The organism is Algoriphagus sp. AK58 (assembly GCF_014324365.1).
Lineage (GTDB): Bacteria > Bacteroidota > Bacteroidia > Cytophagales > Cyclobacteriaceae > Algoriphagus.
In genome coordinates this window covers 292140-319090 of record NZ_QEIG01000014.1, presented here as the reverse complement: position 1 = coordinate 319090, position 26951 = coordinate 292140, and the positions used below count along the sequence as shown (strand labels likewise).

The following is a 26951-nucleotide window of genomic DNA, read 5'->3' as shown; positions in this document are numbered from 1 at the left end:
CTAACTTTTTGGGGGCACCGCAAAATCACTCCAGGCCTTATTTTTTGTAATTAGTTAATCACCACAGAGGTCTCAGAGAAATTTATAATCTGAGAGGAATTTATTCAATCTGTTGACGAATTGTCCTTTGATTTTAGGCTGAATCCCTCGCCTGTACTTAGTGTGATGTATCAAGCGTCTTGTAGTATCTTACTTCATCTTCTTCGCCTCAGCCGTAAACATATCCATCAGCGAACCAGCGGCACTTTCTTCATCCACTTTTTTCAGGCTGATATAGACATCATAGCCTTGGATGTTAAAGTAGCCTGTGAGTACATCACCGGAAATAGAAACAGAAGACATAGGTTTTTCGGTACCGGATGGGTCTTCGACAAAATAACCCATGGTTTTACCGTCCTTGGTTTCAAAACGCATCGGGATGGTAGCGGTGCCCTGAGGGGTATCTTTCACGGTTACCGCCCATTTGCCCTCGAAATATTCCGGAGAATACGATGAAAAGCTGGACAGTCCAGCAACGGAAACCGCTGCAAAAAGCAGCACAAAGAGAATAGAGGATAATTTTTTCATAAAGGGTTAAGGGTAGAATGATGATAAAATTTAGGGAATAATGTTGAGGGTCAAAATACCCTCTCAAGAAATTGATCACTTTTCACAAAATAGTGGGGTGGATTTGGTTAACATCCTTAAAATTCTCAAACTATAAAAAACTTAATTTGTATATACGGAACTTTGCCGGAAGCTAATCTTAAACATGTGAAGATCAAGATTATGCCCAGTTTTTATCCATTTTCGGTCATCGGCTTCCTACCCAAAATCAGAAGCAAATTCGTCAACTGGAAGAATTCCGTATAATCAGAAAACTTAATCTGTATATCCGCTTTCTTACCAGAAAGTTAGGCTAGCTAAAAAAATTTCTAGAAAAGGTTGAAATCTGGAATGCTTCGGTCTTCGGTCATCGGTCTTCCAACCCAAAAGCAGAGGCAAATTCGTCAACTGGAAGAATTGCGGACAATCAGAAAACTTAATCTGTATATCCGCTTTCTTACCAGAAAGTTAAGCGAGCTAAAAAATTTCTAGAAAAGGCTGAAATCTGGAATGCTTCGGTCTTCGGTCATCGGTCTTCCGACCAAAAAGCAGAGGCAAATTCGTCAACTGGAAGAATTGCGTATAATCATAAAAATTAATTTCCTGTTTTAATATACTGGATAGCCCTTTCCAAAATGGGGTCTTTTCCAAGCGCAATATCTTTGGAAGTCATTTTCACCTCGATATCTACCGGAACTCCATTTTCAAAATTGAAACCATCCACTGTATATCCTATCGAGGAGCTAAAATTAAAATACCATCCATTGGGTAAGTCATGCCCAGCCGGCACTCCACTACCTCCTCCAGACCTATCTCCCATTAAAATGGCTTGCGGTATGCCTACCATGTAAGCCGCAAAATAACTTCCTGCACTGAACACCGTCCGGTTAGTGAGCACTACTATTCTTCCCTTAAACATTGGTCTGTCTTTTATCGGCTCAAGTAAGACCATTTTTAATTCTCCCAAGTCATTCCTTCCGGGTCCTGTTTTATTTTGATAAGAATAAATATGCGTCGGTTCGCTGATCATTCTGCGCGCCATTTTAAGTCCATTTTCAGGATTGCCTCCGTTATTGTCCCGGATATCAATGACCACTCCGGGAAGATTTGCAAACCGGCCAACTACCTCATCCAGCTCAGAATCCAAAATTTTGTCTTTAAAACTACGGTAATGGATATATCCCACTCCGTCTATTTCCTGATTGATCAGGTTCCCGGTGATTTGATAATCCCCCAGGTAGTTCCGTTGCAACACATCAAAACTGTAATTAGGGTCAGCATCCGCATAGGGCTTATAAGTACTGATATCGAAAGGGGTACGTAGGTTAACATGACCATCCCTTAACGAACTGAGCATAGCGGCCATACGATCAAAAAACTCCTTATCATTTTTACTGGAGACAGCCAAGGGCTTGTAAACTTGATAGATACTGTCCCAATTGATTTTTTTAAACTCGAAAAAGGGATACCTCTGATCCAGGGTTTTCCAAAGGATTTCAAAATTGTTGGAAAAGTTGTTTTCAGGATCCTCTTCCACAAAAAGCTGATTACACGCCCCGAGTCCCAGGGTAAATACTAATCCAAGTGCCCATTGAAAAACCCGCTTTTTCATTTTGCTTTAAGAAGAAAGGTAAAAGAAAAGGTATGAACACCGGTCTGTGTCAACCAAGGATCTTGAAAGGAATAAACCTGCCAATCGTAGCCAAGATGCATTCGGTTGCCGGAAGCAATAGGCATATCCAGTCGAATGGAAGTCTGTACCCTTGGGAAGTTTCCCATCCAAGCGAAGTACCTGTTTTCAAACATATCCGTGATAAAGCTCTTATTGAGATCCAGAAAGTCAGGAACTCCCGTATAAGAAGGCCTCAGAATGTATCCGGCAACAGGAACTTGGACACCTAAATGAAGTAAAGAGTTTTTCTTTGGCCAATGGATTTGTCTTCTATGGGCCAGTTCGGCTTTCAGTCCGGCGGCAATCTCATAGTTGATCTGACTGTTGTCCCATCGTGTACCCAAGCGAAGATGGAGCAAATGAAAAATCGCAGGACCTAAAAACCATTTTCCTTTGGCGCCATTTCCCACCAAAAACAGGTGTCGATAGCTTATTTCACTCCAATACGAATTCACTGCCGGACCGATGTATTTTCCCCCATCAATAGTCCTGTCGTACAGCTTTGTTTTTACTTTTCCAAGTGATCCATCCCATTGAAAAAATCGGAGCGTATTTTTCTTTTCTTTCAAATGTTGTAGTGAAAGGTAAAGATTGGAACCCTGATAGGTGGATTGGGTGACCAGCTGATCTTTGAAAGTAGTGGATTGAATACCCAGCCCGAGTCCGAAATAACTTGTCTTTGGGATTTCCTGTGGAAAAACCCATTCCATCCAAAATCCAAAAAAGAAAATACCCAATATTAATTTTTTCATGGATTGGCCAGAGGCATCAAAGCGTTGCTAAAATTGCTTTTTTTTCAGGGAATACTTTATGATAAAAATCAATTCAGACCAGACAATTTTGAGCGTTTTTGGATCTAAATATCCATCTTGATTCACTACTTCGAAGAGTCCAAATTCCTCTTTCCTCCTTACACTTGGTGTCCTGATGAGGTTTGATTCGTGGGATCTTTCCTTTTCAGCGATCTTTCCAGCTCATTTTCGCTACTAAATTCAAAATCTCTTCTTCAGAAATTTTTCCAAATCCTGATTTGCCCCAAAAAGAACCAGAATCTCATTTTCTTTTAAGACCAATTCTGGAGTGGCAATACCCAACACGCGCTCCATGGTTCTGCTTTTTCCCAAGACGCTTTTTACTTCCTCTTTCTTGATAGTCGTGAGCACCAATAGGTTGAATTTCTGGCGAAAGCCGATTTCCCTGATGGATTTACCCACATATTCCTCCGGTACATTGGCCTCGATGATGCTAAATTCTTCACTGAGTTCAAAAGAATCCACCACATTCTTAATGCAAAGCTTTTTGGCCAATCGCTCTGCCGTCTCCTCTTCGGGATGGACGATTTCATCCACCCCAATGGCTTGGAGCACACGCTCATGAAGGGGATTGAGTGCTCGGCTGATCAGCCGTTTTACCTGCTGATTTTTGAAGAGTGCGGTTGTCATAATATTGGCTCCTTGATCCTCTCCTATGGCTACGATGACCACATCCGTATCTTTCAAAGGAAGACCGGAAACTGTAAACTCATCGGTGGCATTCATACATATCGTATGGGAAATTTTTTCCTTAAATAGGTCCACTTTCTCTATTCGTGAGTCTATTCCTATGACTTCATTTCCTGCTGCCGTCAGTTTCATAGCCAAAGAGGATCCAAAGTTTCCCAGGCCTACAATGATGTATTTCATAATTCTGTCTTTTTCTAAACCAGTTAATTGATGACAATCTCCTCTGTGGGATATTTGTAATTTTTATACCGTGCTTTCTTGAATACGGCGATGAGAAGTGAAAGCATACTCACTCTTCCGATAAACATGATTCCGGTCAATATCAATTTGCTCATATCTGACAGGCTGGAAGTGATGCCCAAACTCAGCCCTACCGTACTGAATGCGGAGAAAGTCTCAAACCCGATCTGAATCAAGCTTTTGTCCTCATCAAAAACAGAGATCAACACGATTCCAAAACCAATCACGATCAAGGAAAGAGAAATAGTCGCAAATGCCCTTCGAACGGAAATATCGGCTATTTCTCTACGGTAAACTTCAATTTTACTTTTGCCTTTTGCCAAACTGAGAATATTCAGGGTGGCAATGGCAAACGTACTGGTTTTGATCCCCCCACCAGTGGACGCCGGAGAGGCCCCGATCCACATCAGCAGAAAGACGACCATGGTGGTCGGAAAAAGCATCGCAGCGGTGTCAATGGTGTTGAAGCCGGCCGTACGGGGTGTAGTGGCACCAAACAGAGCCGTGACCACTTTTCCAATTCCCTGATGCTCTGCCATGGTGTTGTGATATTCCAATACATAAAATGCCAAAAAACCCACAGCGGATATGCTGATTGTGGTGATCAAGGTAATCCGGCTGTTGAGATTGAGAACCCAAGGACGATGGGAAGGTCTAAATCGACCAAAGGAAAGCAAGGCCTTTAGCTTATAGGTAAGAAACTGGATAATATTGTTCACAATCGGAAAACCCAATCCCCCCATGACGAAAGTTAAGATGAGAATCACCTGTAGCAAGTAATTGAATCTGTATTCAGGTTCATAAAGCCCCAGCGGCAACGTGGAAAAACCGGCATTACAAAATGCCGAAACTGCATGAAATACGGCAAAAAATAGTTTTCTCGGTTCAGAAGGGAATAAACTTGAATCCAAACTCGAATAAATCAACAGTGCAGAGATCATCTCTATCCCAAAGGTGATGAAAAGGATGGATTTGATCGTGGAAAAAACCTCTCCCAACTTATTGGAATTGGTCATGTCGCTTAAAACCAACTGGTTTTCGTAGGTAGATCCCCCTTTAAAAAAATAACTGAAATAGCTCGCGAAGGTCAAAATTCCCAATCCGCCTATTTGGATCAACAATAAAATCACCAGCTGTCCAAAGTCTGTAAAATAACTCCCTGTATCCACCACGATCAATCCCGTGACGCATACTGCACTGGTCGAGGTAAATAAGGCATCTACAAATGAAAGCCCCCCACTGTGGCCCGAGGGGCCATCAGAAGAAACGCCCCAAAAAGAATAATCAGTATGAAACTTAACACAAATAGCTGGGCCGGATTGAGCACGGTCCGCTTGAAGTTGATCCTGAGCTCGGAAAACTCCCGGATAAAGGTCAAGATCACCGCAATCTGCACCCAAATGGGGTTTTCGAGGATCAAATCTGTTTCAAAGGGAACCCCAACAAAGAGGTAGAGATAAAATACCCAAAGGGTAAATCCGACCGAAAGCAGGTCAAATACAAACACACTTTTCTTGGGAATACTTTTTCGCACGATATACCTCCCCACCGTGGAGATAAGTCCAAACCCAAGGACTACAAAATAAAACCCGTCAAATACCTCCTGATAAAAACTGCTTTGGTTAAACCCGAAGTCTGCAATCAGTGCAAACAAACCCAAAAGACTGCTGAGAAATGCCAATCGGCTAATCCAATTCATGTTGGAATACTTTGTTCAAATGTTGAACTTCTTGAAGTAAATTCCAACAGAAAGGGGGATTTAATAAAGGCTTCAGCAGGCTTGGGTTCCGTAGGTATTGGACAAAAGCCCCATTCCTTTTTCAAAGGTTGAAATTAGAACAGGAATTGCCTCCTCACGTACAGCAGTCGGAACTTCGCTTAGACAAAGATTCTACTCCCAGACGGGTACTTCGGAAGTACCCCCTCCCGTCATTGCGGGGAGGAGGAACGACTACGAAGCAATCTCCAAAGATAGAATTGGCCTAAAGCCCCATGAAGCAAAAAACCTCAGCATTGAATGGGCTAAAGCCACATTCCAGTTCAAAAACAGGGACCAAAGCTTTTGAATTGCCTCCTGCTTTAGCAGGAGGATAGGAATCATGCATCAAGATTTTCGGGCTTTAGCCCAATCATTCAGACAGCTTTGGGAAAATGGATTTTCATCCCGACAGTTGTACGGGATCCAACTGATAGAATTGCATCAGGATTTCCGGGCTTTAGCCCAATCATTCAGACAGCTTTGGGAAAATGGATTTTCATCCTGACAGTTGTAAGGGATCCAAAGGATAGAATTGGGCTAAAGCCCCATGAAGCAAAAAACCTCAGCATTGAATGGGCTAAAGCCACATTCCAATTCAAAAACAGGGAGCAGGGCTAAAGACTAGCCTCCTGCTTTAGCAGGGGGATAGGAATCATACAACAGGATTTCCGGGCTTTAGCCCAATCCTAAGGATAGTTTTTGGGAAAAAGGTATTACAAAAGATGCGAGGGTCTAATTACTCCCGATTGCCATCGTGGATTACACCCAGCTTTCAAAAAACCTCAAAGCTTAAAGGCAATAGACTACGCTGAGGTGGAGAGAATTGTAAATTCTCAAACATATAAAAGCGTAGATGCAATCTACGCTTAGTCAATGGCCAACATTCTACTCCTACGATGGTCTACACCTAGAAGAGGGGACTACACCTAGTCCCAGCCATGATTTTACTCCTAGAGGAGGCTAAAAATCATGTAATGGTCATCAGGGCTTTATTAGCCCAATCATTCAGACAGCTTTAGGAAAATGGAATTTAAAATTCCAAGGGATAGTAGGTTGTAATTACAAATTACCCCCAGCGGCCTATTGAACTTCAAAACGGAAAGAGAATAGACTACGCTCAAACGGGAAAATGAAAAAGTGAATGGAGGGAATTGTCGGTATTTGGCGGAGAAAAAGAGATGGGAATGGATTTGTCAGATTTCAGAAAGCAAGGTGCTAGGCAGCATCAACAAAAAAGGAAGTGCTTTTGAATAATCTAAGTGATCATATTCCAACCCAATGGCTCGAATATTTTGGTAATACAGGTGATGATGCTGATAATAGGTCTTTTCACTCTGGACAAACCATGCCTTCTCTCCCAGCTTTTCAGCCATAAACCATTTCTCAATCAGTCTGGCACTGCGGCCATTGCCATCATTCCAAGGATGGATTTTTACAAAAACCAAATGAATCATCGCTGAATAATAAAACACCTCTTCTATGGACAAATCAGCTTCCAAGAGGATTTTAAGATCCGAAAAAAACTTTTGCATCTCCCCTTCTACTTTCGACGGAATGGGAGCCACATATTCGATTCTGCCATCTTCGGTGGCCACGTACATATTTTGTGCTCGATATCTCCCCTGCCATGATTCAGTGACCAAATGTCTACTCAAAAGACGATGAGCTTCCTTGACCGTACTTTCCTGTAGTGGATTTTTTTGGGCCAACTCATAAGCACCATACAAGTCATCTATTTTTTTGGTGTAGTCCGGCTGAAAAGCAAGCCCATCCCGCTTGTGTTTGATGTAGCTGTCCAATTCAATAGGCTCCCCTTCGATTTTACTACTGAATACGGAAGCAACAGAAGTGTAAAAGCTAAAATTAGGTGTAGTTAATTCTGCCTCTTTCAATTGATCAAAAGCACCCTGCAATCCATCCCCAATATTCATCAAATATTCATTGAGTAAATGGGATGGAAGGATTTGAAGGTTCATAATTAAAAGAGGTGCCTATTTAAAATGAAAGACGAAATAGATGTTGAATTTATCGAATAAAAAACAATCGACTTTCTACCTACTTCAAAACTTTACCAAGGATACTGGAATAAAAAAAACCACTCATTTCTGAGTGGTTTTTGGAGCCCCTTGCCGGGATCGAACCAGCGACCTACTGATTACAAGTCAGTTGCTCTACCAGCTGAGCTAAAGAGGCGTTCCCCGTTTAGGTGGTGCAAATATAGCCCTACTCTCTTTTACTCCAAACCCAAAACCTGAGAAATTTCATAAATTCCGCTATCTCTCAGATTTTGAGCCGGAAAAATTTAGAATTCCTTCAGAATCGACAGCTTCTTCTTCAGCTTATCGATTTCTTCTTCGGCTTTCTGAATCTTGATATCAAACTGATCTCTCAGCTTATCCGCAGTCTTGGAAGCTGCAAAAAACTCCAGATTGTTTTTCCAGAGCGTAATATTGTTTTCCAAGTCTGCAATCTGCTTGCGGATGCCATGCTCCTTTTTGTTAAGCGTTTTGACCGCATTGGGATCCGATTGAATCCGGTTCAGGTTGAGCCTGAATAAGAAATCTTCTCTGCCGCTTCCGCTTGGATCGAGCTTGCCAAGGTATAGATCCACCGCTTCTTTAAATTGGTTTTGGATCTCTTTCATATTTTTTCTTGGCACAAAACCGATCTCGTTGAATTCAGCCACAAAATCACTCAATTCTCCTTCACTTAAATTATCTCCAGAGGCAGATTCCTTGATTTTTTGGATAAGTTCCTGCTTTTGCTTCAGGTTTTGATCAAACTCAGTATTAGCCTGCTTGTTGGTATTTCTTCTGTTTTCAAAGAAGGAATCACAAGCTGTCTTAAATCTTTTGTATAGCGCATCTCGGTTTTTCTCAGGAGTTGGACCGAGCTTCTTCCACTCTTGCTGAAGCTTGACCAGTTGATTCGCGGTGTTCTGCCAATCGGTATTTGCCATCAAGGCCTCCGCTTGGGAGATTAACTCCTCTGCTTTCTTCTGATTGGAAGCACGGATTTCGTCCAGTTCCTTGAAGAACATGTTCTTGTGATGGAAAAACTGCTTGAAAGCAGCCCAAAAGGCTTTGTTGATCTCTTTTCCGGCTTCTTTTGGAACAGGACCGATTTTTTCCCAGGCCTTTTGAATCTCCAAAATCTCCTTGGTCTTGGTATTCCAGTCCTTGATACGATCCGCTTTGAACTCCCCAAAAGGAGTCAGAAGAGCAATCAGGGCTTCTTTTTCTGTCTGGTTCTTTTTGAAAACTTCCTTTTGACCTTCAAAGAACTCTTTTCTTCGGTCATAAACCGCATCAGAGGCGGCCTTAAATCGTTGCCAGAGATTTTCCTGTTCATCTCTGGGAACCGGCCCTATATGTTTGAATTCCTCATGAAGTTCATTGAGTTGTCTAATGGCTTCCTTCAACTCTTTCACTTCCTTGAGGGCCTCTGCTTTTTCACAAAGTTCGATTTTGCTTTCCAGATTTTTCTTGCGGTCTAATTCCTTCAGTTCAAAATAGATGCTTCGATTGTCATAGAAGCGATCCATCAAGGCATTGAAGCTAGCCCAGAGATTTCTGTTTTGAGCGGTAGGAACAGGTCCGATGGCTTTCCATTCCTCTTGAATCGCTTTCACTGCACCCATGCTGAGTGTGGTTTCTTCTCCATGCACGAGATCACGGAGTTTGTTAAGCAATTCATTTTTTGCAAGAAGATTTTTTTCTTTTTGCTTTTCAGCCTCTTTTCTTAAAGAGTTAAGCTGATATCTGAAGTCATTAAATACCTTGTTAAATTCTTTTTCCTCTTCATGAAGTCGGTATTCGAAGTCAACCTCGGCACCTCCGTCGGCTTTGAATTTTTCCAGAGCCATTTCGGTATCCTTGGCTACCAACTCATCGAAAGCGGCCTTGATTTCATGGGCTAACTTGTCCAGTTTGAGTATAGCCCCATGGTGGATTTTATCTTTGAGAAGCTTAAGAAGCTGAGCTTTTGTCAGGCCTGAAAGGTCTGGATGATCTTCACCGTGCTCCTCCTCCTCTTCTGCATGCTCTTCAGAGTCAGCGGGTTTTGATCCGGCCTCTTCAGTCAAGTCAGGGGCCTCAGTTTTTATTTCTTCTTCAACAGGAGCAGTAGAGTCCTCGGAAGAAAGTTCTTTGGCAGTTTGATCTGTCGATGCGGCATTTTCCCCGACTAGCTCAGCGGAAGATTCGGTAGGCTCAGCTGTGTTTTCAATACCTTTTACTTCCTCTCCAGAAGCTTGGGTCACCTTGTCCTGCTCGGACAATTCGTTACTTTTCTCGGTCATAAAATAGATACTATTTCAAGGCAATATGGGCAAAAGTAGGCATTTTGCCTAATTTAATCTTGGGTCAAGGGGATAATTTGCAATAACCTTGAACTCCCCTCCCATGTTTTTAAGGAGGACTCTCCAAAGTTCCTCAGGGGTGTTATCAAGTACCTCTGAGTCGATTTCTTCCTCACAAATGATCCAGGTGTTTTCTGTTAATTCATCGGACAACTGCCCCGGACCCCACCCACTGTAGCCCAGAAAAAACCGGACAGAATCCTGGGATAAAATTCCCTGTTTGAGCTTTTGCACCAAAGAATCGAAATCTCCGCCCCACCAAAGTTGATTTCCAATCTGTATGCTTCCTTCGAGTTGTTTTTGGCCAAAATAGATGAAATGAAGGGTGTTCTGCTCCACAGGTCCACCCACAAAAACTTCAGCATCCAAAAAGGCCAATTCTTCTACCAATTCACTTAAATGAAGAATGGAGGGCTTGTTTAAAACCAAACCAAAACTCCCATCAGAGTTATGCTCACAGAGCAGGACCACCGATCGGACAAAATTCTCATCCTGTAAAAATGGTTCTGAAATCAAAAGATTTCCTGCCTGAGGGATTTTATGAGGATCTGTCTTCATAGGCTGTCTGGAAAATTCTCGAAAAAGATAAGTTTAAATTTCAAAAATGCAATGTCCATAGTAGCTTAGCATTGAGTTAAAAAAAAATACGCGAATTCTACACCATCTCTTCGGTATGAAATTATCTGAAATCAGAAAAGAATATACACTCAAATCTCTTGATGTCAGCGAGGTAAGTATAGATCCATTGAGGCAATTCAAAACCTGGTTTGAAGAAGCCGTGGATGCGGAGGCCTTGGAAGTCAATGCCATGTGCCTTTCTACCATTGGTCTGGATGGATTTCCCAATGCCAGGATCGTATTGCTCAAAGAATTGGATCACGGATTTGTGTTTTTTACCAATTATGAAAGCGAAAAAGGTAAAGAACTACAGGCTCATCCCAAGGCCTCCATCACCTTTTTCTGGCCAGAGTTGGAAAGGCAGGTCAGAATCAGGGGTGAAGTAACCAAGGTGAGTAATTCCGAATCAGACGAGTACTTTTTCTCTCGACCCTTGGGTTCTCAGATTGGTGCTTGGACATCCCCCCAAAGCAGGGAAATTTCAAGCCGGGAAGAATTGGAAGCCAAACTCAAAGAGGTGGAAGAGAATTTCAAAAAAAACACGCTTCTGCGTCCCGCTCACTGGGGCGGATACCGCCTGATCCCCAATAAGCTGGAATTTTGGCAAGGAAGACCCAGTAGATTACATGACCGGATTTGTTATGAAAAGCAGATCAGCGGGGATTGGAAAATCACCCGACTGGCTCCATGATTACTTGAGGTCAAACAGATCTTGTACACCGATATATCTCTCTACAGTGAATCCCTCTCCATACTTGGTCATGATCCGATGGCCTAGTTCCCTTGCTCTGGATTCAATAAAAGGTAAAAATTCCGGGGAAGAGATAAAGCTTGCTGGTTCTTGGCTGTTGGGATCGTAAAACTGCGACTTAAAAGCCATGATGCTGGCTACTTTCGTATCCCAATGAGCGGAAATATCCACGATAAAATCGGGTTCGATGTAATTGTTTTGGATATAATGGTACACAAACTTGGGTCTCCAAGCCGGTTGTAAAACTCCATCAAGAACGGTTTCGATTTTTCTCAAGCCACTCATGAAGCAGGCATGGGTAGCCAAAGACGCTCCTTTTCCATGATCTGGATGACGGTCTTTGATGGCATTGGCTAGGACAATCTCAGGCTGGTATTTTCTGATCATCTTGATCAATTCGATCTGATGGGATTCATCGTCTTTGAAGAAGATGTCTTTGAATCCCATATTTTCTCTGGCCGACAAACCCAAAATTTTTGAAGCCTCTTCCGATTCCTGAAGTCTGATTTCCGGTGTGCCCCGAGTGCCCATTTCTCCATGGGTCAGGTCTACAATTCCAACTTTGTATCCTTGGGCTACATGAGCGGCAATAGTACCTGAACAACCCAATTCTGCATCATCAGGATGTGCAGCAATCACCAAAATATCCAGTTTTGTCATGCTTTGAAAGCTTATTTTACTCTTAGGTTTTGGCCTATTCTCAAGGTGGTTCGGGTGGAAATTCCGTTTAATCGGGTGATTTGAGATACCGAAACCCCGTACCTTCTGGCAATAGCACCTAGGGTATCTCCTCTTTTTACCCTATGATATGCCGCAGCTCTTGCCTTGGCTATGTGTCCAAACAGTTGTTTGGAAATCAAAAGTTCCTGCTTGGTGATTTCTCCTTTTTCGAAATCGTAAACTAGCTCAGGATCAAAGGCAAGTCCTTTGTATCTAAGTTCGTAATGGAGATGAGGCCCAGTGCTCCTGCCTGTAGAACCTCCTTTCCCCAAAAAATCCCCTGCTTTTACCTCCTGCCCTACTTCTGCTACATGCTTGGACAAGTGACCATATAGCGTTTCGAGGCCATTTTTGTGTCTCACCACGTAATAATAACCATATCCATATCTGTCGTAAGACTTGACTCTGACAATCCCGTCAAAGGCAGAATAAACAGGATCTCCTGTATTTAAATCCAGGTCAGTTCCAGCATGCATTCTCCCCCATCTTGGACCGAATCTGGAATTGACTAAGAGGTCATCGAGCGGCATTTTCCAGTTTTGCCCAATTTTTTGGTCGTACAATCTTAGAACAAGGCTATCTGAGAAAGTCCGGATATCCAAGTTGTAGATATCTACTTTTTTACTGTCCCAATTGGAAAAATATTCAAATGCCGTAACCCAGATACTGTCAATCTGAATTTGTTCGGAAATTTGGATGAGTTGATTGGTAGGGGCCCAATTCATGGAGAAAGGATCTTCACTGATGATAGATCGGATTCTTTCTAGGTTGACCGAGTTTTGAAAAAGTAAAGAATCGGTTTGAGTGGAAAGTGTCCTGAGATAACTTTCCTGATTAAATTCTCTAAGTTCAATATTTCTTCTCTCCTGGGTTTGGCCAGAAGTATTCGGATTTTTTTTAATAATCTTAGGAAAAACTTGAGCATTGGCCTCAGAAAGACCAATGCTCAAGACAAGTCCTAACATAAACTTAAGAATATAACTCCTCATTAATTGGTTTTAGTGAGTTTCTTGAGCTGCAAGGAACCGTTCGGCATCCAAGGCAGCCATACAACCTGTACCTGCTGCGGTTACAGCTTGTCGATAAACATTGTCTTGTGCGTCACCACAGGCAAAAACCCCTTCCACATTGGTCTTGGTAGTACCGGGAATGGTTTTGATATATCCAGCGGAATCCATGTGAATGAAGTCCTTGAATATTTCTGTGTTGGGTTGGTGACCAATAGCAACAAAGAAGCCAGAAATTGAAATTTCCCGAATTTCTCCGGTTTTATTGTTCAATATTTTCACTCCGGTCACTTCTTGGTCTCCCAAAATCTCCTCTGTTTCTGAATTCCACAGGATTTCGATTTTAGGATTGTTTTTTACGCGGTTTTGCATGATTTGGGAAGCACGCATTTCATCTCTTCGGACTATCATGTAGACCTTAGAGCAAATATTGGCCAGATAGGATGCTTCCTCACAAGCGGTGTCGCCCGCGCCGACAATTGCGACATCCTGTCCCCGGAAAAAGAAACCATCACAAACCGCACAAGCAGAAACCCCTCTTCCATTCAGACGTGTTTCGCTTTCTAACCCCAGCCATTTTGCAGAGGCGCCAGTACTGATAATGACAGTTTCGGCATGGATTATTTTTTGGTCATCTACGGTAATGACATGTGGCCGGTTTGAAAAATCAACTTTCGTAACCAATCCATATCTTACCTCTGTCCCAAATCTTTCCGCTTGTTTTCGGAAGTCTTCCATCATCTCCGGACCCATAATCCCATCCGGATATCCTGGATAATTTTCCACATCGGTGGTAATGGTAAGTTGGCCACCAGGTTGTCCACCTGTGTATAGCACTGGTTTCATTCCAGCTCTGGCAGCATAAATAGCTGCGGTATAACCTGCCGGGCCAGATCCAATGATCAAAACTTTGACCCTTTCAATTTCTTGGTTCATTAATAGCGTGTATTAATCGGTTAAATTTTGTGATTTCTAAATTGGTAACAAAACTGGGAAAAGTTAAAATTCCCAAAGGTGAGGTTTGTTACTTACAATCAATGGAATAAAATGGCTGGATATAAAATGAAAAAAGGGGCCTAAGCCCCCTTTGATTGTTATCCCAAGTAAGGTTTGAGGGTCTTGCTTCGGGAGGTATGTCTCAATCTTCTGATTGCTTTTTCTTTAATCTGACGGACTCTTTCTCTGGTCAAATTGAATTTTTCTCCGATTTCCTCTAAAGTCATCGCATGCTCCCCATTCAATCCAAAGTACAAGGTGATCACGTCAGCTTCTCTTTGGGTAAGTGTAGAAAGAGCTCTTTGAACTTCTTTTCTCAAGGAATCAGTCATCAAGCCATCATCCGGTTTTTCGTCCCCATCATTTTCCAATACGTCCAAAAGGCTGTTTTCTTCACCTTGAACAAACGGGGCATCCATGGAAACGTGACGACCGGAGATCTTCATAGTGTCCACTACCTCAGAAGCAGTTACTTCAAGAACTTCAGCCAATTCCTCAGGAGAAGGCTCTCTTTCGAACTTTTGCTCCAACTCACTGAAGGTTTTGGAAATTTTATTTAAAGACCCAACCCGGTTAAGAGGAAGGCGGACAATTCTGGATTGTTCTGCCAAAGCCTGAAGAATGGATTGTCTAATCCACCAAACAGCGTAAGAAATGAATTTGAAACCACGAGTTTCGTCAAATCTCTGAGCTGCCTTGATCAAACCAAGATTTCCTTCGTTGATCAAATCGCCCAATGAAAGACCTTGGTTTTGATATTGCTTCGCTACAGAAACCACAAATCGAAGGTTGGCTTTGGTAAGTTTTTCCAGGGCAAGCTGGTCGCCTTCCCGGATTCTTTTCGCCAATACCACCTCTTCATCAGCTGTCAACAGATCTACTTTACCGATCTCCTGAAGGTATTTATCCAGGGATTGGGACTCTCTGTTGGTAATCTGTTTGCTAATTTTTAGCTGCCTCATTCAGGGTAAATATTTGAGAATTTGATATTAAATTCGGTGAGATTGTCAATCAGTTATACTTGGCTTTTTGCTTCAGGCTTTTCGGGCTTTGGCAAAAGAACTTTTCTGGATAGTTTGAATTTACCGGTCTTTTTGTCCACGTCAATCAATTTTACCATTATTTCTTCGCCTGGCTCGAGTACCCCTTCCATGCTTTCAAGTCGTTCCCACTTGATCTCTGATATATGGAGTAAACCATCCTTGCCCGGCATAAATTCCACAAAAGCTCCAAATGGTTGAATATTTTTCACTTTTCCGGTATAAACCTCTCCAATCTCTGGTTGTGCTACAATGGATTTTACTCTACGTATAGCGGCATCCATATTGGATTGGTTGGCGGAGAAAATGTTGATCTTACCCTGATTATCCACTTCTTCGATCACGATGGTAGTAGAAGTATCTTTTTGGATTTCTTGAATCACTTTTCCTCCAGGTCCAATTACGGCTCCTATCAATTCTTTTGGAATCCACATCATAAATGAGCGTGGAGTATGGGGCTTGAGATCAGGCTTAGGTGCTGCAAGAGTTTTGGAGATTTCCCTAAGGATATGCAATCTGCCCTCTTTGGCTTGGTATAAGGCTTCCTTCAAAACAGAGTAATCAAGACCTTCTACCTTAAGATCCATCTGACAAGCGGTGATGCCTTTCTCAGTACCAGTTACTTTAAAGTCCATGTCTCCCAAGTGATCCTCGTCACCAAGGATATCGGAAAGGATGGCATATTTACCAGTCTTGGCATCAGAAATCATACCCATGGCAATTCCAGTCACCGGAGCTTTAATCTGAACACCAGCATCCATTAATGCCAATGAACCGGCACATACGGTAGCCATAGAAGATGAACCGTTGGATTCAAGAATATCAGATACCACCCGGATTGTGTATGGGTTTTCATTTTCGGGAGGCAATACTTTCTTAAGAGCCCTCATGGCAAGGTTACCATGCCCCACTTCTCTCCTGCCTGGTCCACGGTTTGGCTTCACCTCACCTGTAGAAAATCCCGGAAAATTGTAGTGAAGGAAAAACTTATTGTAGCCGGAGATTACAGCTCCATCCACCATTTGCTCGTCCATCTTGGTTCCTAGTGTACAGGTAGTGACTGACTGAGTTTCACCACGGGTGAATACAGCCGAACCATGTGCAGAGGGAAGGTAATCTACCACAGACCAGATTGGTCTGATTTCGTCCAAGTTTCTGCCATCTAGACGCTTCTTGGTTTCCAATGTGAGGTTTCTAGCCGCTTCTTTGTGGATTTTGTGAAAATATGGACCGATCAAACTGGCTTCAAATCCGTGTTCTTCGCCCAAACTAGCCACAAAAGCATCTTTGATTTCCTTTACAATGGCTGCTCTTTCGGATTTATTGGCGATCTGTCGATTTACTGCTTCAAAAAGCTTGTCATACAGCTCCGCCCGCATTTTTTCATAAAGTGCTAGGTCAGATTTTTCGTGGCTATACTCTCTCTTCAGCTCTTTACCTACCATTTTGGTAAGCTCGATTTGCGCTTGACAATGACGCTTGATTTCTTCATGGGCGAACTGGAGTGCTTCTACCATTTCGTCTTCCTGAATCTCAGAAGCTTCACCCTCAACCATCAGAATGTATTCCAGTGAACCTGCCACAATGAATTCTAATGTGGCCTTTTCCAATTGAGAAGGAGTTGGATTGATGATAAGTTGTCCATCAATTTTAGCTACTCTCACCTCTGAAATAGGTCCGTTAAATGGAATGTCTGAAACTGCCAGCGCAGCAGACGCAGCAAGACCAGCCAATGCATCCGGAAGGACTTCTTCATCGGAAGACATCAGGGTGATTGCTACTTGGGTATCAGCATGATAATCATCCGGAAAAATCGGACGGATGGCTCGATCTACCAATCTACTGATAAGGATTTCATAATCGGAAAGCTTTCCTTCTCTCTTCAAAAATCCACCTGGGATTTTGCCGGAAGCGGCAAATTTCTCCTGATAGTCAACAGATAAAGGCAAAAAGTCAACTCCTTCTAAAGCATCTTTTTTCGCAACTACTGTAGCCAACAGCATTGCTTTTCCCATTCGCACAACTACTGAACCGTCGGCCTGTTTGGCTAGAGCCCCGGTCTCAATGATAATTTCTCTACCATCCTGAAGGGTGATGGATTTGGTGATTAAGTTTGGTAACATAAATACGTGTTAGAATTAAAGCGTCAAGTGGATAAAAATCTTGTTCATCGTTAAAAAAGAAAAAAGTAAGGTTCTCAACCAAGAGAACCTTACTGAAAGGATTATTTTCTGATTCCGAGCTCGGCAATGATTGCTCTGTAACGCTCGATTTCTCTTTTATGGAGGTAGTCTAAAAGACTTCTTCTCTTACCTACCAGCTTCATCAAGCCCAATCTGGACGAGTGGTCTTTTTTGTTTGACTTAAGGTGCTCAGTCAAATGCTGAATTCTGTGTGTGAAGAGGGCAATCTGTGATTCAGGAGATCCTGTATCTGTAGCAGATTTTAACCGTCCATGATTTTTAAACAACTCTTGTTTTTTCTCTGATGTTAAATACATGTTTAGCTAAATTTAATAAAACAGTTACAAAGGTAAGGTTAAAAATTCAATTATAAAACACGATCATAAAATTGGTTTTTTCCTGATAATCGAATTTTTTATTCTTTCCCAAAGACCGGAATAAAAATCAGCTTCAAATAATCTTGCATCTCTCCGTGCCTGCCTTAAAAAGAAAAGCCCAAATGGAAGAAGACAGAGATTGGAAAAAATGGTTCCAAAAAATGAATCCGTAAGTCCCTCTTTTGCCCATTTTTCTCCAGTAATGGTCAACATATAAAAGAGAATAAAGAATATGATGGAAATGAGCACCGGCATTCCTAATCCTCCTTTTTTGATGATAGATCCCAGAGGGGCTCCGATTAGAAACATCATAAAACAGGCAATGGCCTGACTGTATTTTTGATACCAGGCGATTTCATATCTGCGAAATTCTCTCAAATGCCCATCTACCTGGCTCATCTTTACATTAAAAGTGTTTTTTAGATTTCTCGAATTATTTAAAGCCATGGTGATGGCATTGGTGATATACCCTCTTTGATACAATACAGAATCTAAAATGTATTTTTCTCGGTCAGTCAACGGTGAAGTTCTTATTGGCTTTTTATAGACAGGTTCGAGCCCCATAGTATCAACGGTGGTTATGATCTCTTCCGATGAAGACAACGTATCTGTTTGGCGTTCTTTTTTTGCCTGCAATTTTTCCTTGAAAAGGCTATCGGATTTTGGAACTTCTGCAATTGTTTTCACAGAAATTGACGTCTCTTGATCTGACATCGGCACATCCTTAATCTTCAAGGAATCTTCGACTGTTTTCAATTGGTTGATAGAATCCTTAAGGGATTTTTCTTTTTCAATCTTTATCCTTCTTAAGGTATCGTATTTCGCTTTTTGATTCACGATTTCATCAGATGGAAGCAACTTTCTATTCCGGGTAAAAAATGGATAAATGCTTGCCGCGGTGATGTAATTTTGATATTTCAGGTCATTGATGATAAAATTGATAGAATCAAGCCCCTCTCTTATTTCACCGATATTTTTTATAGCCCGATTCGTGGACCATTGATCTTCGGGAGTTCTACTTAATTGAAAAGCAGAAAGATCAAACACCATGACATTTTCCTGGAATTTTGTTCTCGAAAATTCAACCGGAGGTTCGGATATTCCTCGAGAGGATCTTGATTCTTTATAGTTATGCCCATGATATAGGGTCAATTTAAGGTAACTATCATTATAAAATGTTTCCATTCGGCCGGAATCTGCCAAGGTTACACTAAGGTTATCGGGTACATCGGTATGGTTGTAAATTATGATGTCCTGAAGTCTCACGTCATCCAGTTTTCGATTTACTTTGATGCTGTAATTTGGGATTCCAGAATAGAAAACACCTTCCTTAATGTCCAAAGCAGGAGATTTCATCCGGATATCATAAAGCAAACTAAATGTTTTAAGATTGACTTTAGGCACTAAATAATTGTTTGATAAATAGGCTAAAACTGTTAATCCTGCAGCAAATATTCCTATAGGACGCAGCGCACGAGTCAAAGAAATGCCGCTACTTTTTATAGCCGTGAGTTCGAAATGCTCTCCTAAATTTCCAAAAGTCATTAAGCTGGAAAGCAAGACTGCCAAAGGCAAGGCCATGGGCGAAATGCTTATGACAAAGTATCCGATTAGTTCAAGGTATATCCAAAACCCCAATCCTTTTCCAAAAATCTCATCAAAATACTTAAGCATGTTGACTATCAAAAGGATGAAGTCAACCACCAAAAAGGTCAGAATAAATGGACCTAAAAAGGATCCTAAAATAAGCTTATCCAGTTTTTTCATCAGCGCGAACTTCCCGGCAAAGAAAACGATTTTCTTCTTGCGGAGTTCAAATTTGAAAGATTGAACTTAGACTAGCCTCCAATAATTTCTTTGAGTTTCCCAATCATTCCATCCCAAATCGCCGCCAGTTCATCTTCCTGATAGTCGTTGGAATAATCCACTACCTTAAGAAAAAGCGATTGAGTGAGCTCATTTTCTTCCAGCTTAAATTCGATGTAGGAATGATCCGTGGAATCTGGATTTTTTGGATCAAAAAAATCAAACTTGACATGGGCATTGGACCGAAGAGCCACTAACCTTGCATAATGATCTTCATTGTCAAAATTAAAGATATAATTTTTATCCTCATCAATTCGTACTTCGTCTGCAAACCACTCCTCTAGCCCACTAGCTGTACTTAAATAATGGAAAACAATCTTCTTGGAAGCATTTATTTGATAATCAGCGACAAACTTACTATTGACCATGATAAGGCATTTTGGAAATGAAAATTTCACACTTTTTCTTAAAACTGAACTTGCATTTGAAGGCACAAGACCTCATATTTGCATTCCCTTTCAGGAGGGGCAAAAGTCGTAAAAATTCACAAGGAATCACGACTTATTTTTGAAATCTGATGGTGGTTTAAGTTAACCATTAATTTCAAAAGTCAATACTTAAAGATATTACTTTAAATATTTGGCGAGGTATCCCGATAGTTATCGGGAGCAGGATTCATATCCGCCTCGGCGGACACGGGTTCAATTCTTGGTCCAATTTGAAGTAGTGAAATTTATGGCGAGGTATCCCGATAGTTATCGGGAGCAGGATTCATATCCGCCTCGGCGGACACGGGTTCAACTCTCGGTCCAATTTGAAGTAGTGAAATTTATGGCGAGGTATCCCGATAGTTATCGGGAGCAGGATTCATATCCGCCTCGGCGGACACGGGTTCAACTCTCAGTCCAATTTGAAATAGTGAAATTTATGGCGAGGTAGCTCAGTTGGTTAGAGCGCAGGATTCATAACCCTGAGGTCACGGGTTCAACTCCCGTCCTCGCTACGAGGCTTCCAGAAATGGAAGCCTTTTTATTTTTTACGTTATGGAAAATACTTTTGTCGTTTATATCCTTTATTCGGCTTCTTCCGGAAAGACCTACACTGGAATGACTTCTGATTTGATCACTAGATTCCATTTCCATAACTTCAAATCTACCAAAGGATTTACGATTAAGTACAGGCCTTGGATAGTTGCTCATGTTGAATTTTTTGAGTCAAAAATGGAAGCCATGCTACGGGAGAAAGAATTAAAAACAGGAAAAGGACGGGATTGGGTAAGAAGGATCATTCTTCCAAAATTTAACTCAGTTGTTTAGTCCGCAGGATTCATATCCGCTACGCCACGGCGCACAGGCGCGGCGGACACGGGTTCAACTCCCGTACTCGTCCCGAATGCTTTCGGGAGCTTCCAGAAATGGAAGCCTTTTTATTTTTTACGTTATGGAAAATACTTTTGTCGTTTATATCCTTTATTCGGCTTCTTCCGGAAAGACCTACACCGGAATGACTTCTGATTTGATCACTAGATTCCATTTCCATAACTTCAAATCTACCAAAGGATTTAGATTAGGTACAGGCCTTGGATAGTTGCTCATGTTGAATTTTATGAGTCAAAAATGGAAGCCATGCTACGGGAGAAAGAATTAAAAACAGGAAAAGGACGGGATTGTGTAAGAAGGATCATTCTTCCAAAATTTAATTCAGTTGGTTAGTCCGCAGGATTCATATCCGCTACGCCACGGCGCACAGGCGCGGCGGACACGGGTTCAACTCCCGTCCTCGTCCCGAATGCTTTCGGGAGCTTCCAGAAATGGAAGCCTTTTTGTTTTTGATCCTATTTCAGTTTTTTAAAAGTGACTCTTCTTGCTATTTTTCTAAATGACATTACCAACCGAACCCGAAACTTATCTCTACCCTCCTGAAAATTTTCGAGCGCGCTTGAGATTTTTGGGCCCAGGCCTCATCCTATCCGCATCGATTGTTGGTTCGGGAGAGTTAATTGCTACTACCCTTCTAGGAGCTAAAGGCGGATTCATCACGTTGTGGGTAATTTTGGTTAGCTGCTTGATCAAAGTAGCCATTCAGGTAGAATTTGGAAAAAATGCCATCCTCTCAGAACGTAGTCTTATGGGGGACTTAAATACATTGTCAAATTCTCCATCTGGGCACTGGTCAATTTGGGCAATTGGTATACTGACCCTATTTAAGATTCTTCAACTTGGGGGGATGATTGGAGGCGCGGCCTTAGCGCTTTCCTTGATTTTCCCTTTCTTACCCATAGGGCTATCTTTAGTGATTTTAGGTTCAGTTTTACCTCTCTTTTTTGCCAAAAACTATTACCCTTTAATCGAGCGAACCGCATCTATCATGGTTTTTGGATTTACAATTTTTACCCTGATTTCCTTCATCGCTGTATTTTTCACTCCCTACGCTATTACTTGGGATGAAGTATCCTCTGGTTTGAAATTTCACCTTCCTCAAGAGTTACTTTTTGTTGCTATAGGTGCTTTTGGAATCACTGGTGTGGCAAGTGATGAAATCATCGCATATACTTATTGGTGCAAAGAAAAAGGATATGCCAGGTATGCCGGCCCCAATGATGGCAGCGCAGAATGGATAATCAGAGCCCAGGGTTGGATTTCTATCATGAAGTTGGATGCCTTAGTGGCTATGGTGATATATACTTTGGTTACTGCCGCATTTTATCTGCTGGGGGCTTCAATTTTACATGGAAAAGAAAGCCTCCCGGAAGGGACTGATTTATTTGTTGCTTTATCGGGTATTTATACAGAGTCCTTGGGAGATGGAGCCAAGTTCATCTATCTGGTTGGAGGATTCTTTGCTTTATATTCCAGTGTTTTTGCCACATTGGCCTACTGGACTAGGCTTTTTCCGGATATTTTAATCCATCTCAGGTGGATCAAAGAGAAGCATTTGAAACTTTTCGTTCAGCTTTTGGCTTTTGGGTTTCCTTTGGCATGGATGGTGGTTTTTTGGGTGGTTCAACAGCCTGGAGCTTTGGTTCTCATCGGAGGTTTGATTGGGTCCATCCTACTTTTGATAACAGTATACATTGGTATCAATTTCAGGAGAAAAAATACCGCCTTGGGATTTGGTAACAGCCTTTTGTCCAAGCTGTTTTTCTGGCTAAGCGTGGCCTCCATTCTGGGTGTTTCGGTTTACGGAATCATTCAGGCAATGACATAAAAAAAGCCTTCCCAAATGGGAAGGCTTCCATAAAACAAGGTAGTGCCGACCTTATTTTACTCTTTCAACTACAGCTTTGAATGCCTCTGGATGGTTCATTGCGAGATCAGCCAAAACCTTTCTGTTCAGTTCGATTTCAGCTTTTTTCAACAGACCCATCAATTGAGAATAGGAAATCCCGTGCTCTCTCGCACCGGCATTGATACGCTGAATCCACAAAGCTCTGAATTCTCTTTTCTTAGCTTTACGGTCTCTGTAAGCGTACTGAAGACCTTTCTCATACTTGTTTTTTGCTACCGTCCACACGTTTTTACCTCTTCCGAAGTAACCTCTTGTGGCCTTAAGCACTTTTTTTCTTCTTGCTCTTGACGCTACCGCGTTTACTGATCTAGGCATAGTTTTTTGTTTTTTGACACTTGGTGTCCCTTATTTAGGGATCTTGATTACCAAAGCATCTGGTGAATAAATAAACCTTAATTTTAAAAGAGTCAGGCTGAAAATCAGATTTTCAACATGTCTCTTACTCTACCTTCGTCGGAAGTGTGTACCAGACCAGCTTTGGTCAAGTTGTGCTTACGCTTGGTAGATTTTTTCGTCAGGATGTGGCTTTTGAAAGCGTGTTTCCTTTTGATTTTACCGGTACCTGTTAAGGTAAACCGCTTCTTTGCACTGGATTTGGTTTTTACTTTTGGCATTTTGCTGTATTTAGTTGGTTGAAATTATTTCTTGTGAGGTTTCGGCGCGATGAAAATATTCATTCGCTTTCCTTCCAACTTCGGCATTTGCTCCACCACACCCACATCTTCCAAGGCTTGGGCAAACTTCAAAAGCAACATCTCACCTCTTTCTTTGAAGACAATAGTCCTTCCGACAAAGTGAACATAGGCTTTTACTTTAGCCCCTTCTTTAAGGAAATTGACGGCATGTTTCAACTTAAAATTGAAATCGTGGTCATCCGTGTTAGGTCCGAAACGAATTTCTTTTAAGACAACTTTGGCTGCATTGGCCTTAATCTCCTTTTGCTTCTTTTTCTGCTCGTACTTAAACTTCGCATAGTCAATGATTTTACATACAGGAGGTTCTGCATTGGGAGAAATTTCGACAAGGTCCAACTCATTTTCCTGAGCTAGTTTAATGGCCTTTTCGATAGGAAGAACGGCATTGCCCCCTTCTACGAAATCACCTACTACCCTTACTTCACGTACTCTAATCTTATGATTGATTCTGTAGGGTTCTTCTTGTCTTCCTCTTGGCTGCTGTGGTCTTTGGTTCAAGTTAGCTACGGTTGTTTTAATTGAAATTGCCTGCAAATATCGGAATTATTTCCAATTCAAAAAACGGAACAAAATTTTCCACTTTTACTCCTTGCTTAATGATTCTGAAATTATCCCTTGAAAATACTGAATAAACTCCTCGGGTGAGAAGCTTCCTAGGTCTCCCTGCCCATGCTTTCTGACAGAAACTTTTCTCTCTTCCTGTTCCTTTTCACCTACAATTAGCATAAAAGGTACTTTTTTGACTTCTGAGTCACGGATTTTTCGGCCGATTTTCTCATCACGGTTGTCGATGTTTCCTGTGATTCCGGCATCTTCAAGAATCCCTTTCAGTTCTTCGGCATACCCAATGTACTTTTCAGAAATAGGAAGAATATTGATCTGCTCTGGAGCCAACCACAGAGGGAATTCACCTGCACAGTGTTCGATCAATACCGCTACAAAGCGTTCCAAAGATCCAAATGGAGCTCGATGAATCATCACTGGGCGGTGCTTTTGGTTGTCTGATCCAATATATTCTAGTTGGAATCGATCAGGAAGCTGGTAATCCACTTGGATGGTACCCAACTGCCACTTTCTACCCAAAGCATCCTTTACCATGAAGTCCAACTTTGGACCATAAAATGCTGCTTCTCCCAATTCGGTGACTGTCTCTAAGCCCTTCTCCGCAGCAGCTTCGATGATGGCAGATTCTGCCTTTTCCCAAGCCTCGTCAGTACCAATGTATTTTTGCTTGTTTTCTGGATCCCGAAGTGAAATCTGAGCGGTATAATCCTGAAATCCTAGGGCCTTGAATACATAAAGGACCAAGTCAATTACTTTGATAAACTCTTCCTTCACCTGATCGGGACGGCAGAAGATATGTGCATCATCCTGAGTAAAGCCTCGAACCCGGGTCAATCCGTGCAATTCCCCGCTCTGCTCGTAGCGATAAACCGTACCGAACTCAGCATAGCGAATTGGAAGGTCTTTGTATGATCTTGGCTTGTGCTTGTAGATTTCGCAGTGATGAGGACAGTTCATCGGCTTCAATAGGAAAGCCTCCCCTTCATTTGGAGTCATGATCGGCTGGAAGGAATCCTTGCCGTACTTCTCATAGTGACCGGAAGTCTCATAGAGCACTTTATGCCCGATATGAGGCGTAGTCACTTGCTGATAGCCAGACTTATCCTGTGCTCTTTTCATAAATGCTACCAATCGCTCTCTCAGCAAGGTACCCTTGGGAAGCCAAAGCGGAAGTCCCATGCCCACTTTTTCCGAGAAGGTGAAAAGCTCCAATTCCCGACCAATCTTTCGGTGATCTCGCTTTTTGGCTTCTTCCAACAGGGTCAAGTAATCTTTCAATTCTTGAGCCTTTGGAAAAGTAACTCCGTAAATACGGGTCAGCATTTTGCGCTTCTCGTCTCCTCTCCAGTAAGCCCCTGCTATATTGGTCAGCTTCACGGCCTTGACAAAACCTGTATTTGGGATATGTGGTCCACGACAAAGGTCAGTGAAATTGCCTTGCTCGTAGAATGTGATGGTACCATCTTCCAATCCTTCCAGAAGGTCTAATTTGTATTCGTCGCCCTTTTCTTGGAAATAGGCGATGGCATCCTGTTTGGAAACGTCCTTGCGGATGAATTCACTTTTTTGCTTGGCCAGTTCGATCATTTTGGCCTCGATCTTCTCTAGCTCCTCTCCTTCCAGCTTGTGGTCACCAAAGTCCACATCGTAATAGAAACCAGTCTCGATCGGAGGTCCGATTCCGAATTTGATGCCTGGATAAAGGGCTTCCAAGGCTTCGGCCATCAAGTGGGCGGAAGAATGCCAGAACGTGTTTTTCCCTTCCAGGTCATTCCAGGTGAGCAACTGAAGCGTTGAATCTTGTTCAATGGCTCGGGTAGCATCCCAAACCTGACCGTTGACTTTTGCGGCTAGAACATTCCGGGCCAAACCCTCGCTGATACTGGCAGCAATCTGTAGCCCGGTAGTTCCTTTTTCATACTCCCTCACCGAGCCATCGGGAAGGGTGATTTTGATAAGTTGTGACATGTAATTTTCGTTTTCTGCCCATACAAACAGGCAGGTGGTTTAAGCTGCAAATATGCATAACCATCCTTCAAAGGAAAAATTTAGGGGAAAGGAATGTAGAAATGATATTTGATTTCTTCTCCTATAGCTGAAAAGGACATGAGTATCTTAATGGAAAACTGATTTCTTGAGTGATTCAAAAACTCTTTCCAAAACTTATACCTACATGATAAGGATAAAAAGACCAGTTTCCGCCTGTTCTAGGCGGAAAGTTAATAATTGGCGTGTAACCAATTCTAAAAAAGAATCCGCCATCGGGTTTTTGGTATCGATATCCGACTCTAAGAGGAATGAAGGCATCAATAGCAACTCTGTCTTTTAATTCTAGTGATTCTGACTTAAATTCTAAACCTCTATCTAAGAGTGAAGTAAATCCAAAGCCCATTTCCAGATGATGCTTTGACTTCCCATATAGGGCAGAGACCTCTAATGGAACAACAGGAAGCCAAATGGTTTTGAAATCTTTTAATTCGTTTCTCCACATAGAAAAACCTGCACTGGCATTCAATTTTAGCTTCCCATTTTGATGGAAAATCTTGCTGTAATTTATCGCGTATCTTCCGGAACTCCCTCCAACTTCAAGATAAACCGCATGTTTTGCTGTGAATGATTCGGGTTCGGATTGAGCAAAAACAGAGAAATGACTGGAAAAAACCAAGATAAATAGGCAAATACCAAACTTTTGTAATGATTTTTTCATCGCTGAAATTTTTAAAAATGAAACATTCTAAATGACAATACTCTCATGAACATGAAAGGATTGAGATCATTCATCATTTTT

General features: G+C 41.9%; 27 protein-coding genes and 2 tRNA genes. 6 read left to right on the top strand and 23 right to left on the bottom strand.

The features are described 5' to 3' along the window. Positions 1 to 189 precede the first annotated feature (189 nt). The 6 genes from DDT91_RS14585 to DDT91_RS20840 form a co-directional block, all read right to left on the bottom strand. Positions 190 to 567, bottom strand: a complete 378-nt coding sequence (locus tag DDT91_RS14585) for a hypothetical protein (RefSeq protein ID WP_187176923.1) — start codon at positions 565 to 567, stop codon at positions 190 to 192. Between the two features lie 613 nt (positions 568 to 1180). Beyond that, positions 1181 to 2197, bottom strand: coding sequence for a S41 family peptidase (locus DDT91_RS14580; protein WP_187176922.1), 1017 nt, complete (start codon positions 2195 to 2197; stop codon positions 1181 to 1183). Further along, on the bottom strand, positions 2194 to 3009 hold the full coding sequence (locus tag DDT91_RS14575) for a hypothetical protein (protein WP_187176921.1): 816 nt from the start codon (positions 3007 to 3009) through the stop codon (positions 2194 to 2196). Before DDT91_RS14575 ends, DDT91_RS14580 begins: the two co-directional genes overlap by 4 nt. A gap of 240 nt (positions 3010 to 3249) precedes the next feature. Further along, entirely contained in the window at positions 3250 to 3939 is a 690-nt protein-coding gene (locus DDT91_RS14570) for a TrkA family potassium uptake protein (protein ID WP_187176920.1), read from the bottom strand. 23 nt (positions 3940 to 3962) lie between these two features. Continuing rightward, on the bottom strand, positions 3963 to 5306 hold the full coding sequence (locus DDT91_RS14565; RefSeq protein WP_370539324.1) for a TrkH family potassium uptake protein: 1344 nt from the start codon (positions 5304 to 5306) through the stop codon (positions 3963 to 3965). Beyond that, a complete protein-coding gene (locus DDT91_RS20840; RefSeq protein ID WP_370539323.1) occupies positions 5219 to 5698 on the bottom strand; it encodes a hypothetical protein in 480 nt (159 codons plus the stop codon). The genes DDT91_RS14565 and DDT91_RS20840 overlap by 88 nt, the downstream gene beginning before the upstream one ends. A gap of 400 nt (positions 5699 to 6098) precedes the next feature. Between DDT91_RS20840 and DDT91_RS14560 the strand changes: the two genes are divergently transcribed. After that, positions 6099 to 6263 (top strand): hypothetical protein, encoded by a 165-nt coding sequence (locus DDT91_RS14560; protein ID WP_187176918.1) that lies wholly within the window; start codon positions 6099 to 6101, stop codon positions 6261 to 6263. Positions 6264 to 6951: 688 nt separating this feature from the next. On the opposite strand, the gene DDT91_RS14555 is transcribed toward DDT91_RS14560, so the two are convergent. The 4 genes from DDT91_RS14555 to DDT91_RS14540 all read right to left on the bottom strand — a co-directional run bounded on the left by DDT91_RS14555 (position 6952) and on the right by DDT91_RS14540 (position 10676). After that, on the bottom strand, positions 6952 to 7734 hold the full coding sequence (locus DDT91_RS14555) for a Fic family protein (RefSeq protein ID WP_187176917.1): 783 nt from the start codon (positions 7732 to 7734) through the stop codon (positions 6952 to 6954). Between the two features lie 141 nt (positions 7735 to 7875). Further along, a tRNA-Thr gene (locus tag DDT91_RS14550) sits at positions 7876 to 7951 on the bottom strand. 109 nt (positions 7952 to 8060) lie between these two features. Next, positions 8061 to 10058, bottom strand: a complete 1998-nt coding sequence (locus DDT91_RS14545) for a DUF349 domain-containing protein (protein ID WP_187176916.1) — start codon at positions 10056 to 10058, stop codon at positions 8061 to 8063. A 48-nt stretch (positions 10059 to 10106) separates the two neighbouring features. Next, a complete protein-coding gene (locus tag DDT91_RS14540; RefSeq protein WP_187176915.1) occupies positions 10107 to 10676 on the bottom strand; it encodes a YqgE/AlgH family protein in 570 nt (189 codons plus the stop codon). 115 nt (positions 10677 to 10791) lie between these two features. On the opposite strand from DDT91_RS14540, the gene pdxH reads away from it, so the two are divergent. Beyond that, complete coding sequence (pdxH, locus tag DDT91_RS14535) at positions 10792 to 11427, top strand: pyridoxamine 5'-phosphate oxidase (protein WP_187176914.1); 636 nt, start codon at positions 10792 to 10794, stop codon at positions 11425 to 11427. Here the strand turns inward: pdxH and bshB1 are convergent, their stop codons facing one another. The 8 genes from bshB1 to DDT91_RS14495 form a co-directional block, all read right to left on the bottom strand. Further along, complete coding sequence (bshB1, locus tag DDT91_RS14530; RefSeq protein WP_187176913.1) at positions 11428 to 12147, bottom strand: bacillithiol biosynthesis deacetylase BshB1; 720 nt, start codon at positions 12145 to 12147, stop codon at positions 11428 to 11430. An 11-nt stretch (positions 12148 to 12158) separates the two neighbouring features. After that, entirely contained in the window at positions 12159 to 13196 is a 1038-nt protein-coding gene (locus tag DDT91_RS14525; protein WP_187176912.1) for a M23 family metallopeptidase, read from the bottom strand. A gap of 9 nt (positions 13197 to 13205) precedes the next feature. Beyond that, positions 13206 to 14150, bottom strand: coding sequence for a thioredoxin-disulfide reductase (gene trxB / locus DDT91_RS14520; protein ID WP_187176911.1), 945 nt, complete (start codon positions 14148 to 14150; stop codon positions 13206 to 13208). Positions 14151 to 14308: 158 nt separating this feature from the next. Beyond that, positions 14309 to 15172, bottom strand: coding sequence for an RNA polymerase sigma factor RpoD/SigA (locus tag DDT91_RS14515; RefSeq protein WP_026951708.1), 864 nt, complete (start codon positions 15170 to 15172; stop codon positions 14309 to 14311). A 53-nt stretch (positions 15173 to 15225) separates the two neighbouring features. Then, positions 15226 to 17373, bottom strand: a complete 2148-nt coding sequence (gene pnp, locus DDT91_RS14510) for a polyribonucleotide nucleotidyltransferase (protein ID WP_187176910.1) — start codon at positions 17371 to 17373, stop codon at positions 15226 to 15228. A 101-nt stretch (positions 17374 to 17474) separates the two neighbouring features. Beyond that, entirely contained in the window at positions 17475 to 17750 is a 276-nt protein-coding gene (gene rpsO / locus DDT91_RS14505; RefSeq protein ID WP_187176909.1) for a 30S ribosomal protein S15, read from the bottom strand. A 63-nt stretch (positions 17751 to 17813) separates the two neighbouring features. After that, complete coding sequence (locus DDT91_RS14500) at positions 17814 to 19577, bottom strand: LptF/LptG family permease (RefSeq protein ID WP_187176908.1); 1764 nt, start codon at positions 19575 to 19577, stop codon at positions 17814 to 17816. A 71-nt stretch (positions 19578 to 19648) separates the two neighbouring features. Beyond that, the gene (locus DDT91_RS14495; RefSeq protein ID WP_187176907.1) at positions 19649 to 20044 is read right to left on the bottom strand and encodes an START-like domain-containing protein; all 396 of its coding nucleotides are present in this window, start codon (positions 20042 to 20044) and stop codon (positions 19649 to 19651) included. Between the two features lie 501 nt (positions 20045 to 20545). Between DDT91_RS14495 and DDT91_RS14490 the strand changes: the two genes are divergently transcribed. The 4 genes from DDT91_RS14490 (at position 20546) to DDT91_RS14475 (ending at position 22823) form a co-directional block, all read left to right on the top strand. Then, positions 20546 to 20619, top strand: a tRNA-Met gene (locus tag DDT91_RS14490). A 40-nt stretch (positions 20620 to 20659) separates the two neighbouring features. Then, positions 20660 to 20932, top strand: coding sequence for a GIY-YIG nuclease family protein (locus DDT91_RS14485; RefSeq protein WP_187176906.1), 273 nt, complete (start codon positions 20660 to 20662; stop codon positions 20930 to 20932). Positions 20933 to 21056: 124 nt separating this feature from the next. Next, a complete protein-coding gene (locus DDT91_RS20690; protein ID WP_255502125.1) occupies positions 21057 to 21203 on the top strand; it encodes a GIY-YIG nuclease family protein in 147 nt (48 codons plus the stop codon). Positions 21204 to 21554: 351 nt separating this feature from the next. Beyond that, positions 21555 to 22823 carry an Nramp family divalent metal transporter gene (locus tag DDT91_RS14475; protein WP_255502124.1) on the top strand — a complete coding sequence of 423 codons (1269 nt, stop codon included), beginning with the start codon at positions 21555 to 21557 and terminating at the stop codon, positions 22821 to 22823. Between the two features lie 51 nt (positions 22824 to 22874). Here DDT91_RS14475 and rplT read toward each other — a convergent pair whose 3' ends face one another. The 5 genes from rplT to DDT91_RS14450 form a co-directional block, all read right to left on the bottom strand. Then, complete coding sequence (gene rplT / locus DDT91_RS14470; protein WP_187176904.1) at positions 22875 to 23219, bottom strand: 50S ribosomal protein L20; 345 nt, start codon at positions 23217 to 23219, stop codon at positions 22875 to 22877. A gap of 104 nt (positions 23220 to 23323) precedes the next feature. After that, positions 23324 to 23518 carry a 50S ribosomal protein L35 gene (gene rpmI, locus DDT91_RS14465; RefSeq protein WP_133552901.1) on the bottom strand — a complete coding sequence of 65 codons (195 nt, stop codon included), beginning with the start codon at positions 23516 to 23518 and terminating at the stop codon, positions 23324 to 23326. Between the two features lie 24 nt (positions 23519 to 23542). Next, entirely contained in the window at positions 23543 to 24097 is a 555-nt protein-coding gene (gene infC, locus DDT91_RS14460; protein WP_222718651.1) for a translation initiation factor IF-3, read from the bottom strand. 84 nt (positions 24098 to 24181) lie between these two features. Beyond that, the gene (thrS, locus tag DDT91_RS14455; RefSeq protein WP_187176903.1) at positions 24182 to 26131 is read right to left on the bottom strand and encodes a threonine--tRNA ligase; all 1950 of its coding nucleotides are present in this window, start codon (positions 26129 to 26131) and stop codon (positions 24182 to 24184) included. 175 nt (positions 26132 to 26306) lie between these two features. After that, positions 26307 to 26870 carry a hypothetical protein gene (locus DDT91_RS14450; RefSeq protein WP_187176902.1) on the bottom strand — a complete coding sequence of 188 codons (564 nt, stop codon included), beginning with the start codon at positions 26868 to 26870 and terminating at the stop codon, positions 26307 to 26309. Between the last annotated feature and the right edge of the window lie 81 nt (positions 26871 to 26951).